Raw genomic sequence first — 14,250 nt, 5'->3', positions numbered from 1 at the left:
ACCAGGATCTCCCCCGTGGCCCCCGTGACCGACATGATCGCCGCCGCGCGGCGCCCCGCCGACGCCGTCCTCGAGCACGTCGGGCCGGGGTCGCAGATCGTCGTCAACGGGTACAACGGGGAGCCGCAGACGGTGATCGACGCCCTCGAGGCGGCCGGCGACCGGCTGACCGACGTCCGCCTCCACGAGATGCTCGCGCCCCGGACACGGCCGTCGATCGAGGGCAGGATCCCGGGCCTGCGCCACGTCTCGTGGTTCCTGTCCCCCGCGACGCGCGAGGCGTTCCACGCCGGGCACTGCGACCTAGTGCCCAACAACTTCAGCGACGTGCCGCGCCTGCTGCGCCGCTCGGTGCGCCCAGACCTGGTCGTCGCGTCCGTGTCGCCGCCCGACCGCCACGGCTACTTCTCGCTGGGCACCGTGGCCACCCACACCGCGGCGTTCATCGGTGAGCTCCCGTTCTTCGTCGAGGTCAACGCGCAGATGCCGCGCACCTACGGCGGCAACCAGCTCCACATCAGCGACATCGTCGGCTGGTGCGAGGCCGATCGGCCCCTCGTCCTGGCGCCGCCTCCCGTGCCCACCGCGCGCGACCGCACGATCGCCGAGCTCGTCGCCGACCGCATCCCGGACGGCGCCACCCTCCAGGCCGGCATCGGCGCGGTCCCGGACATGGTGCTCGCCGCCCTCGGCGACCACCGCGAGCTGGGCGTGCACAGCGAGGTGTTCGGCACCGGCTTCGTCGATCTCGTGGACCGGGGCGTCGTCACCGGCACCCGGAAGGCCACGCACCGCGGAAAGATCATCACCACGTCGGCGATGGGCGACGCGTCCCTCCACGACTTCGTCGCCGACAACCCCGGGGTCGAGTTCCACCCCGTGGACTACACCAACGACCCGTGGAACATCGCCCGCGAACCGCTGTTCCGCGCGGTAAACGCGGCCCTCGAGGTCGACTTCCTCGGGCAGTGCGCCGCGGAGTCGCTGGGCAGTCAGTACTTCTCGTCGTCCGGCGGCCAGCCGGACTTCGCGCGCGGGGCGATCATGTCCGAGCACGGCGCGGCGTTCATCTGCCTGCACTCGGCCACCCACGACGACACGGTGTCGCGGATCGTGCCGCAGCTGCACCCGGGCGCCGCGGTGACGACGTTCAAGAACATCGTCGACCACGTCGTCACCGAGTACGGGGTCGCCGAGCTGCGCGGCGCGACGATCGCCGAGCGCACGAGCCGCCTCATCGCGATCGCGCACCCGGACTTCCGCGACGACCTGACCGCGCAGGGCCGGGCGATGGGGTACCTGTGAGCATCCCGCTGAGCGACGAGGACCGCGCGATCCTCGACCTCGAGTGCGCCACGGTCGTCGGGCACGTGCTGCACATGGCCGTGCTCGACGGTCCTGCGGTGACGGCCGCGGAGATGCGCGAACGGCTCGCGGACCGCCTGCCCGCCGCGCCCGAGCTGCGCTACCGCCTCGCCGGCACGCCCGCGCTCCCCACCTGGGTCCCCGACGAAGAGCTGGACCTCGACGAGCACGTGGTCGACGCCCCCGGCGGGCCCCGGGACCACGGGGCGCTGTGCGCGCTGGTGGCCGACCGGTTCGCCCGGCACCTCCCCCGCGACCGGCCCCTCTGGGCCATCGACGTGGCGCCGCTGGCCGCCGGCGGCACGGCCCTGCTGTGGCGGGTCCACCACGCCCTCGCCGACGGCGCCACGATGACCCGCCTGTCGCACACGGTGCTCTACGACGAGGGCCCGGCCGACGAGGCGGGCCGGCCCGCCACCGGCCCGTCGGTGTCCCCGCCCGCCACCGTCGAGGCCGACCACCGGCGGCGCCGCGAGCACCTGCTGGGCGTCATCCGGCGCGAGTTCACCGTGGGGCCGTCCCGCTCGCCCTTCGACGGCGCGATCTCCACCCGGCGGGCCGTCGCGTTCCTCGACGTCGACCTCCCCGCCCTGCACGCCGCCGCGCACGCCGTCGGGGCGACCGTCAACGACGCGTTCCTCGCCGTGCTGGCGGGCGGGCTGCGGCGCTGGGTCGACCACCACGCCGGGGCGGTGACGGACCTGCGGGTGCGCGTCCCCGTGAGCCTGCCCCGCGAGGACCCGTCGGCGGGCAACCGGGACTCGGCGTTCGACCTGCCGCTGCCGGTGCACGTCACCGACCCCGTCGAGCGCCTGCGCGCGGTCCACGACCTGACGACCTGCCGCAAGGACGCGCGCGACGCGGCGCTGCTGGACGACCTCCTGCACCGCGTCGCGGAGGTCTCGCCGCCGCTGCGGCACGTCTGCGACCGGCTGCGGTCCACCGCCCGGGCGTTCACGGTCAGCGTCTCCAACGTCCCCGGCCCCCGCTCCCCCGTCGCGGTGCTGGGCCGTCGCGCCCGCGCGACCTGGCCGCTGGCCGAGATCGGCGCCCACCACGCGCTGCGGATCACGGCGGCGTCGATGGTCGACGTGCTCTCGTTCGGGGTGTGCGTCGACCCGGGCCTGGTCCCCGACGTCGACGTGCTCGCCGACGGCCTGCGCGCCGAGGCGGACCTGCTGGTGGCGACGACGCGCTAGACGAGCCCGGCGAGCCGCTGCGCCACCTCGCGGTAGCGGCTGACGGCCACGAGGTGGATGCCGTCGACCCCGGCGTCGCGCAGCGCCAGCGCGTGCTCGCACGCCGCGTCCACACCGGCGGTGTCGTCCTCGCCGAGGGCCTCGACGAGACCGTCGGGGAGGTCGAGGTCCATGCCCTCCGCGACCCCGCGGGCCATCCGCGGCCCGGTGGGCACGAGGACGCCGGCGCGCACGGGCACGGCCAGGTTGGCGTGGCGCTCGCGCCAGGCGGTGACCGCGGGCAGCGAGAACGTCGGCGCCAGCCACACGACGTCGGCGTCGCGCTTCCAGCGCGGGAGGTCGCGGCCCGGGGCGGCGACGACGCCGACGCGCAGGGTGGCCTCGTGCTCCTCGGCCAGCGCGCGGGCCTCGCGCAGCATCGCGCCCACGGTCAGCGGGCCGTCCTCCGCGTCCTCCTCCGGCCGGTCGCCGCGCAGCAGCAGCACCTCGTGCACCCCGAGGGCCAGCAGCCCGAGCAGGTCGCGGCGCAGGCCCAGGGTGTTGCGGTCGCGGGCGTTGAGGACGGCGACGGTCTCGGCGTCGCGCCGGCGCACCTCGGCGGCGACCACCAGCCCGGCGACCGCCGCGCGCGCCGTGGCGTTGTCGGGCACCAGGAAACGGGCGGCCACCGGCGCCAGCGCGTCGAGCTGGCGGGCGACCGGCGCGAGGTCCGGGCGGTGCGGGACGTCGAGCTCGGCGGTGATGTCGAGCGTCACGACACCTCGGCGAGCGCGCCGGTGTCGACGTCGTAGACGAACCCGCGCACGGCGTCGGTGTGGGTCAGGAACGGGCTGGAACGCACGGCGGCGAGGGAGTCGCGGACGTCCTGCTCGGTGTCGGCGAACGTGCCGGGCGCCCAGCTGGGCCGCTGGCCGGTGTCGGCCTCGAGCTCGGCGACGAAGTCGTCGTCGGTGAAGGTCGCCATGCCGCACTTCGTGTGGTGGACGAGCACGACCTCGCGGGTCGCGAGCTTGCGCTGGCTGACCGCGAGGGAGCGCAGGACGTCGTCGGTGACGACGCCGCCGGCGTTGCGGATGACGTGGGCCTCGCCCTCGCCGAGGCCCAGGACGCGGTAGACGTCGAGGCGGGCGTCCATGCAGGCCACGACCGCGACGCCGCGCGAGGGCGGTCCGGGCAGGCCGGCCCGGTCGAAGCCCTGCGCGTAGGTCGCGTTCGCCGCCAGCATCTCGTCGGTCGCAGTCATGTGCCCTCCGTGGTGGTCCTGCCGGGCCGGTACCCCCTGTGACGGTGCGGCGCGCGGTGACGGTGGTCTCTAGGCTCCGGAGCATGGCGCTCGCCTCCGTCCGGCCCGCGGTCCCCGACGACGCGGGCGCGATCGCCCGCGTCCAGCGGGCCGTGTGGACCTCGGCCTACGCCGACCTGCTGCCGCCCGGCGCGGTGGAGGGCTTCGACGACGACGCGGTGGCCCGCGGCTGGGCGGGCGCGATCGCGGCCGGCGCGGTGTGGGTGGCCACCGAGGGCGACGCGCTCGTCGGCTTCTGCGCGGCGGGGCCGGCGTCGGCCGAGGACCTGGCCGACGCGGGCGGCGCGGTGCCCGAGGACGCCGCCACCGTGGCGGCGGTGGCCGCGCTGCTGGTGGAGCCGCGGTGGGGCCGGCGGGGTCACGCCGGGCGGCTGGTGGTCGAGACGGCGGCGGCGCTGCGGGCCGCGGGCGCCGCGCGGGGCGTCGCCTGGGTGCCCGAGCGCGACACGGCCTCGCGGCGCTTCTGGGAGCGCGCCGGGTGGGAGCCCGACGGCACCGTCCGCACCCTCGACGCCGGCGGGCGGCCGCTGCGCGAGATCCGCGTGGCGGGCGACCTCGACCTGGAGTTCGCGCCCGAGCCCTCGCTGGGCGACCTGGACCTGCCGCTGCTGTCCTGACTAGTCCAGGTCCAGCAGGGCGTCGAGGCCGACGGTCACACCGGGGTGGTCGGCGACGCCGCGCACCGCGAGCAGCACGCCGGGCATGAACGAGCTGCGGTGCAGGGAGTCGTGGCGGATCGTCAGCGTCTCGCCCTCGGAGCCCAGGAGCACCTCCTGGTGCGCCACGAGCCCCGCCATCCGCACCGCGTGCACCGGCACGCCGTCGACACGGGCGCCGCGGGCGCCGTCGGGGTCGTGGGTGGTCGCGTCCGGCCCCGGCCCCACCCCGGCCGCGGCGCGGGCCTCGGCCACCAGCTGCGCGGTGCGCGTCGCCGTGCCCGAGGGGGCGTCGAGCTTGCGGGGGTGGTGCAGCTCGACGATCTCGACGGAGTCGTAGAACCGCGCGGCCTGGGCGGCGAAGCGCATCATCAGCACCGCGCCGATCCCGAAGTTGGGGACGACCAGCACCGCCTGGTCGGGCTGCAGGCGCCCGCGGACGTCGTCGAGGAGGTCCTCCCCCACCCCGCTCGTGCCGACGACGACGTGCCGGCCGGCGTCGACACACCAGCGCAGGTTGTCCGCCACCGCCGAGGGGTGCGTGAAGTCGACGACGACGTCCGCGGCGCGCAGGGCCTCGCGGTCGTCGCCGACGTCCACCCGGGCCACGAGCTCGAGGTCGTCCGCGGCCTCGACCGCGCCGCAGGCCTCGGAGCCCATGCGGCCCTGGGCGCCCAGCACGCCGACCCTGGTCACCGTCGAGCTCACTCCACCATCTCCCGCACCTCGCCCGGCAGCTCGTCGGGGTCACCGTAGGGACCGACGACCGCGGCCGCGCGGGGCCCCGTGAGCAGCTCGGACGCCAGCGCCGCGACGTCCTGCGCGCCGACGCCGTCGATGCGCTCGAGGGTGCCGGCGAGGTCGCCGGCCTGCTCGAGGCCGCCGTGGTCGAGCTCGCGGCGACCGAGGCGCGTCATGCGCGCCGAGGTCTCCTCGAGCCCCAGCACCAGCTCGCCGCGCAGCTGCCCGCGGGCACGGGCCAGCTCGGCGTCGGTGATGCCGTGGGCGGCGAGGTCGCCGAGCTCGTCGCGCACCACCGCGGCCGCGGCGCCGAGGCGCTCGGGCGCGCAGCCGACGTACACCGCGAGCGTGCCCGCGTCGGTGTAGCCGGTGGTCGACGAGTACACGGAGTACGCCAGGCCCCGCTGCTCGCGGACCTGCTGGAACAGCCGCGAGCTCATGCCCCCGCCGAGCACGGTCGAGAGCACCTGCAATGCCGCCCAGCGGGAGTCGGCGCGGCGCAGCGACGGCACGCCGAGCATGAGGTGGGCCTGCTCGGTGTCCTCGTCGCGCACCGCGAGCCGGTCGGCGGGCACGGCCGGGACGTCGCCGGCGATGCGGTGCCAGGGCTCCGGGGCGCCCGACGCCCGCGACCCGTAGGCCGCCGCGACCGCGTCGAGCACCTCGGCGTGCGCCACGTTGCCCGCCACCGCCAGCACCGAGCGGTTCGGGACGTAGTGGCGGTCGTGGAAGTCCGCGAGCCGGTCGCGGGTCATCCCCACCACCGACTCCTCGGTGCCGATCACCGGCAGGCCGAGCGGGTGCGCGCCGAACAGCAGCGCGTCGAAGTCGTCGGCCAGCAGGTCCTCGGGGTCCTCGTCGCGTCCCGCGATCTCGGAGAGCACCACGTCGCGCTCGAGCTCGACGTCCGCCGCGGCCATGACCGCGTCGAGGACGACGTCGCCGAGCACGTCGACCGCGAGCGCCATGTCGCGGTCGAGCACGTGGGCGTAGAAGCAGGTGTGCTCCTTGCCCGTGAACGCGTTGAGGTCGCCGCCGACGGCGTCGATCTCCTCGGCGATCGCGCGCGCCGAGCGCCGCCGCGTGCCCTTGAACAGCAGGTGCTCGAGGAAGTGCGCGGCGCCGTGCGTGCCAGCGCCCACGCCGGGCTCGTCGCGCGAGCCGACCTCGACCCAGAGCCCGACCGACGCCGAGCGGGCGCCGGCGACGTGCTCGGTGATCACCCGGAGGCCCCCGGGCAGCACGGTGCGTGCCACGCCGGGGGCCGGGTGCTCGGTGGCTCCCGCGAGGGAAGCGTCGAGAGCCGTCACTCCTGCGACGCGCCCCCGATGGCCCCGGTGACGGCACCGCTGGCGGCGGGGGCCGTCGCGGCGTCGTCGGCGGCCGGGGCGTCCGACGCGGCAGCGGTGCCACCGTCGCCGTTGGAGGCCGCCGCGGCGTCCTCCTCCTTGACGGGGATCAGGCTGATCTTGCCGCGGTTGTCGATGTCGGTGATCTCGACCCGCATCTTGTCGCCGACGTTGGCGACGTCCTCGACCTTGCCGATGCGCTTCCCGCCGCCGAGCTTCGAGATGTGCACCAGGCCGTCGCGACCGGGCAGCAGCGAGACGAACGCCCCGAACGCGGCGGTCTTGACCACCGTGCCCAGGAACCGCTCGCCGATCTTCGGCAGCTGCGGGTTGGCGATGGCGTTGATCCGGTCGATCGCGGCCTGGGCGCTCGGCCCGTCGGCCGCACCGACGTAGATCGTGCCGTCGTCCTCGATGGAGATGTCGGCGCCGGTCTCCTCGGTGATCGAGTTGATCATCTTGCCCTTCGGGCCGATGACCTCGCCGATCTTGTCGACCGGCACCTTCACCGTGGTGATGCGCGGGGCGAACTCGCTCATCTCGTCCGGGGCGTCGATGGCCTCGGCCATGACGTCGAGGATCGCGAGGCGGGCGCCCTTGGCCTGCGTGAGCGCCTTGCCCAGCACCTCCGACGGGATGCCGTCGAGCTTGGTGTCGAGCTGCAGCGCGGTCACGAAGTCCTTCGTGCCGGCGACCTTGAAGTCCATGTCACCGAACGCGTCCTCGGCGCCGAGGATGTCGGTCAGCGCGACGAACTTCTGCTCGCCGTCGACCTCGCCCGAGACCAGGCCCATGGCGATGCCCGCGACGGGCGCCTTGAGCGGCACACCGGCGTTGAGCAGCGACATCGTCGAGGCGCAGACCGAGCCCATCGACGTGGAGCCGTTGGAGCCCAGCGCCTCGGAGACCTGCCGGATCGCGTAGGGGAACTCCTCGCGGGTGGGCAGCACCGGCACGAGCGCCCGCTCGGCGAGCGCGCCGTGGCCGATCTCGCGGCGCTTGGGCGAGCCCACGCGGCCGGTCTCGCCGGTGGAGAACGGCGGGAAGTTGTAGTGGTGCATGTACCGCTTGGTGGTCTCCGGGCCGAGCGAGTCGATGTTCTGCTCGAGCCGGAGCATGTTCAGCGTGGTGACGCCCAGGATCTGGGTCTCGCCGCGCTCGAACAGCGCCGAGCCGTGCGCCCGCGGGATGACCTCGACCTCGGCGGCCAGCGGCCGGATGTCGGTGGTGCCGCGGCCGTCGATGCGGAAGCCGTCGGAGAGGATGCGGCGCCGGACCGTCGCCTTGGTCAGCGACCGGAACGCCTCGCCGATCTCCTTCTCGCGACCCTCGAACTTGGGCCCGAGCTCGGAGAGCAGGCGGTCCTTGATGGCGTCCTGCGCCTCGTCGCGGTCCTGCTTGCCGGCGATCGACATGGTCGCGTCGAGGTCGGAGCCGACCGCGCTCTCGACCGCGGAGTACACGTCGTCCTGGTACGCCGGGAACGTCGGGTAGTCCTTCGTCACCGTGCCGGTGGCGACGTAGAGCTCCTTCTGCGCCTCGCACAGGGTGCGGATGAACGGCTTGGCCGCCTCCATGCCCTGGGCGACGATCTCCTCGGTGGGCGCCTGCGCGCCGGCACCGATGAGGCCGATGGCGCGGTCGGTGGCCTCGGCCTCGACCATGGCGATCGCGACGTCACCGCCGTCGGCGGTCACCGAGCCAGCGATCACCATGTCGAACACGGCGTCGTGGAGCTGCTCCCAGGTCGGGAACGCGACCCACTGGCCGTTGATCAGCGCGACGCGGGTGGCGCCGATGGGGCCGTCGAAGGGCAGCCCGGAGATCTGGGTGGACGCCGACGCGGCGTTGATCGCCAGGACGTCGTAGGGGTCCTTGGGGTCGAGGCTCTGGACCGTGATGACGACCTGGACCTCGTTGCGCAGGTTGCCGACGAAGGTCGGGCGCAGCGGCCGGTCGATGAGCCGGCAGGTGAGGATCGCGTCGGTCGACGGACGACCCTCGCGGCGGAAGAACGAGCCGGGGATCCGGCCCGCGGCGTACATGCGCTCCTCGACGTCCACCGTCAGCGGGAAGAAGTCGAAGTTGTCCTTCGGCCGCTTGGAGGCGGTCGTGGCGGACAGGAGCATGGTGTCGTCGTCCAGGTAGGCGACGACGGCACCGGCCGCCTGGCGGGCCAATCGGCCCGTCTCGAAGCGGACGGTGCGGGTGCCGTAGGCACCGTTGTCCAGGACCGCGGTGGTCTCGTGGACGCCCGAGTCGGTCTCGGTCATGAAGGGTCTCCTCTGCAGGGCCCCTACCGCATCCCGTCCGCGGTGCTCCCCGCGACGCGGCCGGCGAGCGAGCGGTCTTCGATCGAAGCGCCCGGACTCCCCGCCGGTGCGGGGTGTGTCCGGGAGCCACTACCGAGGACCGGCCGACGCGCGGGCGTCCGGGGTGCGCGGGCGGTGACGGCGGGGCCGTTCTGTGGTGCGCACGCCACCGCGCCGGCCGGCGTGACTGCCGGTCGGCGCGGGGCGGGCGCGGGGTTCAGCGAGGCCTCGTCAGCGCCGCAGCCCCAGCCGCTCGATGAGCGAGCGGTAGCGGGCCACGTCCACGGAGGCCACGTACTTCAGCAGACGACGGCGGCGGCCGACCAGCAGCAGCAGCCCGCGTCGCGAGTGGTGGTCGTGCTTGTGCATCTTGAGGTGCTCGGTGAGCCGCACGATGCGCTGCGTCAGCAGCGCGACCTGCGCCTCGGGCGATCCGGTGTCGGTCTGGTGCACGCCGTACTCGGCGAGCGTGGCCGACTTCTGCTCGGTGGTCAGTGCCACGGGGGTGGTGCTCCTGTCTGTTCTACGGTGCCGTGTCGACCGGCGATGCGGGGACGGTGTGCCCGTCACGGGCATCGCGTGTCCACGGGGGTCGGGCCGTGGTCGGACCACGACGGGACCACCCGCCGCCCGGCCACCACGGACCGCAGCCAGGCGTGTCGAGTTCCAGTGTACCGACGGGCCCGACAGCCCGGTCAGCGGCCCGCGGCCCGGCGTAGCAGGCTGGCCAGCGAGGGGAACCCGCCGTCGAGGGTGTCGGCGGCCCGGGCCAGCTCGTCCGGGCCGGCGGCGGTGCGCAGCAGCTCGTAGGAACGGTCGTCGTCGGGCGGGCGGCGCCGGGCGAGCGGGACCTCGGCGCGGGGCTCGGCGGCGCGCACCTCGGCGAGCAGGGCGACCACGGCGGCGCGGTCGCCGGTGGCGTGACCGACCCGCTCCTCGAGCATGACCAGGCGCCCCCACACCGCCGGCGTCCCGATCTTCACCCGCCGTCCGCTCATCAGCTGCGAGAGCATCGGCGGGCTGACACCGAGCGTGTCCGCGAGGACCGTCTGCGACACCCCGAGCGCGGCCAGCAGGCGGCGCAGCCGGTCGCCCAGGGGCTCGCCGTAGAAGCGACGCTGCAGCTCCCGGTTGCGGCGCACCGCGTCGGCCTCCACGCACCCCTCCCACCACGGGATCTCCACCCGGCGGCGATGGTGGCACCCGGCGCGCGGCGGTGGGGGCGGTTCGGCGCGACTGCCGCCGGACGGCCGGTGCTCAGAGCTCCAGGACCTCGCGGGTGCGCGCCACGTCGCGGTCCATCTGGTGGATCAGCTCGTCGACCGAGTCGAAGCGGTCCATCCCGCGCAGGCGGTCGACGAAGTCGAGCGCGACCCGCGCGCCGTAGAGGTCCTCGTCCGTGTCCAGGACGAACGCCTCGACGGTGCGGACACGCCCGGAGAACGTCGGGTTGGTGCCCACCGAGACCGCGGACGGGCGGGCCCGGCCCTGGTGGTGGAACCAGCACGCGTACACCCCGTCGGTGGGGATGGCGGCGTGCTCGCCGCAGTCGACGTTGGCGGTCGGGTAGCCGAGCTCGCGCCCGCGCTGATCGCCGCGGACCACCACGCCCTCGAGGCGGTGGGGCCGGCCCAGGGCCTCGGCCGCGGCGCGGACGTCGCCGGCGCTGATGCAGGCGCGCACGTAGGTCGACGAGAACGTCACGGTCGAGCCGCCGGCCGCGGCCCCGAAGGGCTCGGTGACGAGGTCGACGCCCTCGGCGGCGAAGCCGAAGCGCTGGCCGAGGCGCTCGAGCTCGGCGACGTCACCAGCGGCGCGGTAGCCGAACGTGAAGTTGCGCCCGACGACGACCATCGCCGCGTGCAGCCGGTCGACGAGCAGCTCGTGGACGAACTCGTCGGGCGGCACCCGCGCGAGCTCGATGGTGAACGGCAGCACCCAGAAGGCGTCGACGCCGAGCTCGGCGACCAGCTCGGCCCGGCGGGTCAGCGAGGTCAGCCGCACCGGGTGGGTGCCGGGGCGCAGCACCGACGCCGGGTGCGGGTCGAACGTGATGAGCACCGTCGGCAGGCCCAGCTCGCGGCCGTGCGCGACCGCCCGCGCGATCAGCTGCTGGTGGCCGCGGTGGACACCGTCGAACACGCCGATCGTCACGACGCACCGACCCCAGCCCGACGGCACCCCGTCGAGTCCCCGCCAGCGTTGCACGCGGCGAGCCTACGGGCGGTGACCCGGGCCCTGCTGATCAGGCGGGCGCGATCAGGCGGGCGCGAGGACCAGCACCGGGCGGGCGGCGCCGCGGTCGTCGGCGACCAGTCCCACCACGTGCCCGTCGGGCCCGAACACGCCCACCGTGCCCCCGGCGCCCGCCGCGGTCAGGGGCCGGCCGTGGGAGAGGTCGGCGGCCTCGTCGGCGTCGGCGTCGCGGCGCGGGAACGCGGTGGCGACGGCGTCGTCGAGGTCGAGCGACAGCGCCGCGCGCCCGTGCTCCTCCTCCTCGGCGGCGAGCGCCTCGACCGTGCGGGCGTGCGCCAGCGTGAACGGGCCGACCCGCGTGCGGCGCAGCGCCGTGAGGTGCCCGCCGACGCCGAGCCCGGCGCCGAGGTCGCGGGCCAGGGCGCGCACGTAGGTCCCCGACGAGCAGTCGACGAGGACGTCGAGGTCGCGGTACGGCCCCTCGGCGCGCTCCGCGAGGACGTCGAAGCGCCCGACGGTGACCGGGCGGGCCTCGAGCCGGACCTCCTCCCCCGCCCGGGCGCGCTCGTAGGCGCGGCGGCCGTCGACCTTGATCGCCGAGACGCTGCTCGGGACCTGCGCGATCTCGCCCGTGAGCGCCGCGATGCCGGCGGCGACCGCGTCCGGCGCGAGGTGCGCGGTGTCGACCGGCTCGCCGAGCGGCTCCCCTTCGGCGTCGTCGGTGCTGGTGGCGAGCCCCAGGCGGATGGTGGCGAGGTAGCTCTTCGTGTCGAGCGCGAGGTGCCCGAGCAGCTTCGTCGCCCGTTCGACCCCGAGCACCAGCACCCCGGTGGCCATCGGGTCGAGCGTGCCGGCGTGCCCGACCTTGCGCGTGCCCACCAGCCGGCGGGCCCGCCCGACGACGTCGTGCGACGTCCACCCGGCGGGCTTGTCCACCACCAGCAGCCCCGGCGGCGGGGGCTCCCGCCGCTCACGCTGCTGTCGACCCTCGCGACGCTGACCGGACACGGCGGGCATCATGCCCGCCGCCACAGGTCGTGACCCGGCCGCCCGCGTCCGGAGCAGGCATCCTGGGGGCGTGACCACCCCGACCCGCACCGACGTCCTCGTCGTGGGCGCCGGCCCCGCCGGGTCGGCCGCCGCGGCGTGGGCCGCCGACGCCGGCCACGACGTGCTCCTCGCCGACGCCGCGGTCTTCCCGCGCGACAAGGCCTGCGGTGACGGGCTGACCCCGCGCGCCATCGGCGAGCTCGAGCACCTGGGCCTCGGCGAGTGGGTGCGCGGGCGGGGCACGAACCGCGGGCTGCGCGCCGCGGGGTTCGGGCAGCTGCTGGAGCTGCCGTGGCCCGGGGGCTCGCTGCCCGCGTACGGCGGGGCGGTGGCGCGCACCGAGCTCGACGCCCGCATCCGCACCGCGGCCCTCGAGCGGGGCGCGCAGCCGCTGGAGGGCGCCCGCGCGGTGGACGTCGTGCGCGACGGCGACCGGGTCACCGGCGTGGTGTTCGCCGTCGGCGAGGAGACCACCACCGTCGTGTGCCGCCGGCTCGTCGTCGCCGACGGGGCGCGCTCGCCCCTGGGCCGCGTGCTCGGGCGCGAGTGGCACCGCGACACCGCGTACGGCGTGGCCGCGCGCGGCTACGTGCGCTCCGGGCGACACGACGACGAGTGGATCTCGTCGCACCTCGAGCTGCGCGGCACCGACGACGACGTGCTCTCGGGCTACGGGTGGGTGTTCCCGCTGCACGACGGCAACGTCAACATCGGCGTCGGCACCCTGGCCACCGAGGCCCGGCCCGCGAACGTGCGGCTGCGCTCGCTGATCGCGCACTACGCGGAGCAGCGCCGCGAGGACTGGCGGCTCGAGGGCGAGGTGCACGACGTCGCCTCCGCCCTGCTGCCGATGGGCGGCGCCGTCTCCGGCGTGGCCGGACGCAATTGGGCGCTGGTCGGCGACGCCGCCGGGCTCGTGAACCCGCTCAACGGCGAGGGCATCGACTACGGCCTCGAGAGCGGGCGGACCATCGCGGCCCTGCTCGCCACCGACGACGACCTCACCCTCGCCTGGCCCGCCACCCTGCGGTCGCACTACGGCTCGGCGTTCTCGATCGCCCGGCGCCTGGCCAAGCTGCTGACGATGCCGCGCCTGCTGCCCCTGGCCGGGCCGGTGGGCATGCGCTCGCGGGCCCTGATGACGGTGGCGCTGCGCGTCATGGGCAACCTCGTCACCGAGGAGGACGCCGACGTCGTCGCCCGCGCGTGGAGGCTCGCCGGGCGCGCGTCGCTGGGGCGCGACGAGCTGCCCCCGTTCCCCGCCGCCGACCTGCGCACGGCGGGCTGAGGCGCTCACCGCAGCGTCCTCATCGCAGGGTCCGCGCGTCGGGCGGCCGGCGGGCGCGGGGCACCGCGATCACCGGCTCGGGCGGGTGGGGCACGTCGTCGGGACCGTGGCGCCAGACCGTCGCCACCGCGAGCCACGGGGCGCTGCCCGGCGGCCCGGCGTAGGGCACGCCGAGGTGGCCCGTCGTCGTCGCGGCGACCGGGTCGCCGCCCCACACGAGCACGAGGTGGCGCAGGCGGGAGGGGTCGTCGCCCGCCCCGGGCGCGAGAACGGGCCACCAGAACTGGCCGGTCTGGTGCTCGACGGGCGGCTCGTAGCTCGCGGCGTTCTCCTCGGCCGCGAGGCGCCGGACGTCGCTCTCGGCCTCCCAGCGCGTGCCCGACCACGCGGGCACCCCGGCGTCGGCCTTCATGAGCAGTACGCGCAGGCCGGCGGCGCGCAGCACGAGCGCCTGCTGCACCGACGTGATCGCCACCCCGCGCGCGGCCCAGGTGTCGTCGTCGGCGCGCAGGAGCAGCGTGCGGATGTTCTCCGACGCCGTGATGCCCAGCGACGTCGCGGTGTCGCCCGCGACCACGGGGTCGTGGCGGTCGACGTTGCGCTCCCACACCCCGGCCACCGTGCGTTCCACGAGCTCGATCAGCCCCGTGGCCCGCAGCGCCACGAGGACGTCCTCGAGCCACGCCGTCACCTGCGCGTCGAACTCCACACCGATGATGGGAGCACCGACCCCCGACAACGCCGGCCTGCGCGTCGCCCCGCCCGGGATCATGATCGCTCCCGGTGCTCCG

The 14,250-nt window shown here is 75.5% G+C and carries 14 protein-coding genes; 4 read left to right on the top strand and 10 right to left on the bottom strand.

Going from position 1 to position 14,250, the window contains the following annotated elements; translation table 11 throughout:
• Window positions 1–15 precede the first annotated feature (15 nt).
• Window positions 16–1,305: an acetyl-CoA hydrolase/transferase family protein gene (locus ACQPX6_RS10705; protein WP_433787279.1), complete on the top strand. Its 1,290-nt coding sequence runs from the start codon at window positions 16–18 to the stop codon at window positions 1,303–1,305.
• Complete coding sequence (locus ACQPX6_RS10700) at window positions 1,302–2,564, top strand: wax ester/triacylglycerol synthase domain-containing protein (protein WP_433787278.1); 1,263 nt, start codon at window positions 1,302–1,304, stop codon at window positions 2,562–2,564. The genes ACQPX6_RS10705 and ACQPX6_RS10700 overlap by 4 nt, the downstream gene beginning before the upstream one ends.
• Here ACQPX6_RS10700 and ACQPX6_RS10695 read toward each other — a convergent pair.
• Window positions 2,561–3,319: a hypothetical protein gene (locus ACQPX6_RS10695; RefSeq protein WP_433787277.1), complete on the bottom strand. Its 759-nt coding sequence runs from the start codon at window positions 3,317–3,319 to the stop codon at window positions 2,561–2,563. The genes ACQPX6_RS10700 and ACQPX6_RS10695 overlap by 4 nt on opposite strands.
• Complete coding sequence (locus ACQPX6_RS10690; RefSeq protein WP_433787276.1) at window positions 3,316–3,807, bottom strand: beta-class carbonic anhydrase; 492 nt, start codon at window positions 3,805–3,807, stop codon at window positions 3,316–3,318. The genes ACQPX6_RS10695 and ACQPX6_RS10690 overlap by 4 nt, the downstream gene beginning before the upstream one ends.
• A gap of 83 nt (window positions 3,808–3,890) precedes the next feature.
• Here ACQPX6_RS10690 and ACQPX6_RS10685 point away from each other — a divergent pair, with 83 nt between their 5' ends.
• Window positions 3,891–4,484, top strand: a complete 594-nt coding sequence (locus tag ACQPX6_RS10685; protein WP_433787275.1) for an N-acetyltransferase family protein — start codon at window positions 3,891–3,893, stop codon at window positions 4,482–4,484.
• Here the strand turns inward: ACQPX6_RS10685 and dapB are convergent, their stop codons facing one another.
• The 7 genes from dapB to truB form a co-directional block, all read right to left on the bottom strand.
• Window positions 4,485–5,219, bottom strand: coding sequence for a 4-hydroxy-tetrahydrodipicolinate reductase (gene dapB / locus ACQPX6_RS10680; protein WP_433787274.1), 735 nt, complete (start codon window positions 5,217–5,219; stop codon window positions 4,485–4,487). It lies immediately after the preceding gene.
• 8 nt (window positions 5,220–5,227) lie between these two features.
• The gene (locus ACQPX6_RS10675; protein WP_433787273.1) at window positions 5,228–6,574 is read right to left on the bottom strand and encodes a M16 family metallopeptidase; all 1,347 of its coding nucleotides are present in this window, start codon (window positions 6,572–6,574) and stop codon (window positions 5,228–5,230) included.
• The gene (locus ACQPX6_RS10670) at window positions 6,571–8,886 is read right to left on the bottom strand and encodes a polyribonucleotide nucleotidyltransferase (protein WP_433787272.1); all 2,316 of its coding nucleotides are present in this window, start codon (window positions 8,884–8,886) and stop codon (window positions 6,571–6,573) included. Before ACQPX6_RS10670 ends, ACQPX6_RS10675 begins: the two co-directional genes overlap by 4 nt.
• 270 nt (window positions 8,887–9,156) lie before the next feature.
• Window positions 9,157–9,426 carry a 30S ribosomal protein S15 gene (gene rpsO / locus ACQPX6_RS10665; protein WP_433787271.1) on the bottom strand — a complete coding sequence of 90 codons (270 nt, stop codon included), beginning with the start codon at window positions 9,424–9,426 and terminating at the stop codon, window positions 9,157–9,159.
• Window positions 9,427–9,620: 194 nt separating this feature from the next.
• Window positions 9,621–10,109, bottom strand: coding sequence for a helix-turn-helix domain-containing protein (locus ACQPX6_RS10660; protein WP_433787270.1), 489 nt, complete (start codon window positions 10,107–10,109; stop codon window positions 9,621–9,623).
• A gap of 73 nt (window positions 10,110–10,182) precedes the next feature.
• Window positions 10,183–11,133: a bifunctional riboflavin kinase/FAD synthetase gene (locus tag ACQPX6_RS10655; RefSeq protein WP_433787269.1), complete on the bottom strand. Its 951-nt coding sequence runs from the start codon at window positions 11,131–11,133 to the stop codon at window positions 10,183–10,185.
• A gap of 51 nt (window positions 11,134–11,184) precedes the next feature.
• Entirely contained in the window at window positions 11,185–12,129 is a 945-nt protein-coding gene (gene truB / locus ACQPX6_RS10650; protein ID WP_433787268.1) for a tRNA pseudouridine(55) synthase TruB, read from the bottom strand.
• 70 nt (window positions 12,130–12,199) lie between these two features.
• On the opposite strand from truB, the gene ACQPX6_RS10645 reads away from it, so the two are divergent.
• A complete protein-coding gene (locus ACQPX6_RS10645; protein WP_433787267.1) occupies window positions 12,200–13,459 on the top strand; it encodes a geranylgeranyl reductase family protein in 1,260 nt (419 codons plus the stop codon).
• A gap of 19 nt (window positions 13,460–13,478) precedes the next feature.
• On the opposite strand, the gene ACQPX6_RS10640 is transcribed toward ACQPX6_RS10645, so the two are convergent.
• A complete protein-coding gene (locus tag ACQPX6_RS10640) occupies window positions 13,479–14,168 on the bottom strand; it encodes a hypothetical protein (protein ID WP_433787266.1) in 690 nt (229 codons plus the stop codon).
• Window positions 14,169–14,250 lie beyond the last annotated feature (82 nt).

Origin of the sequence: Actinomycetospora sp. CA-101289 (assembly GCF_050955895.1) — a bacterium.
In the GTDB taxonomy this organism is placed as follows: domain Bacteria; phylum Actinomycetota; class Actinomycetes; order Mycobacteriales; family Pseudonocardiaceae; genus Actinomycetospora.
Note: the sequence above shows the minus strand (reverse complement) of the source record. Positions and strands in the feature narration are given on the sequence as shown.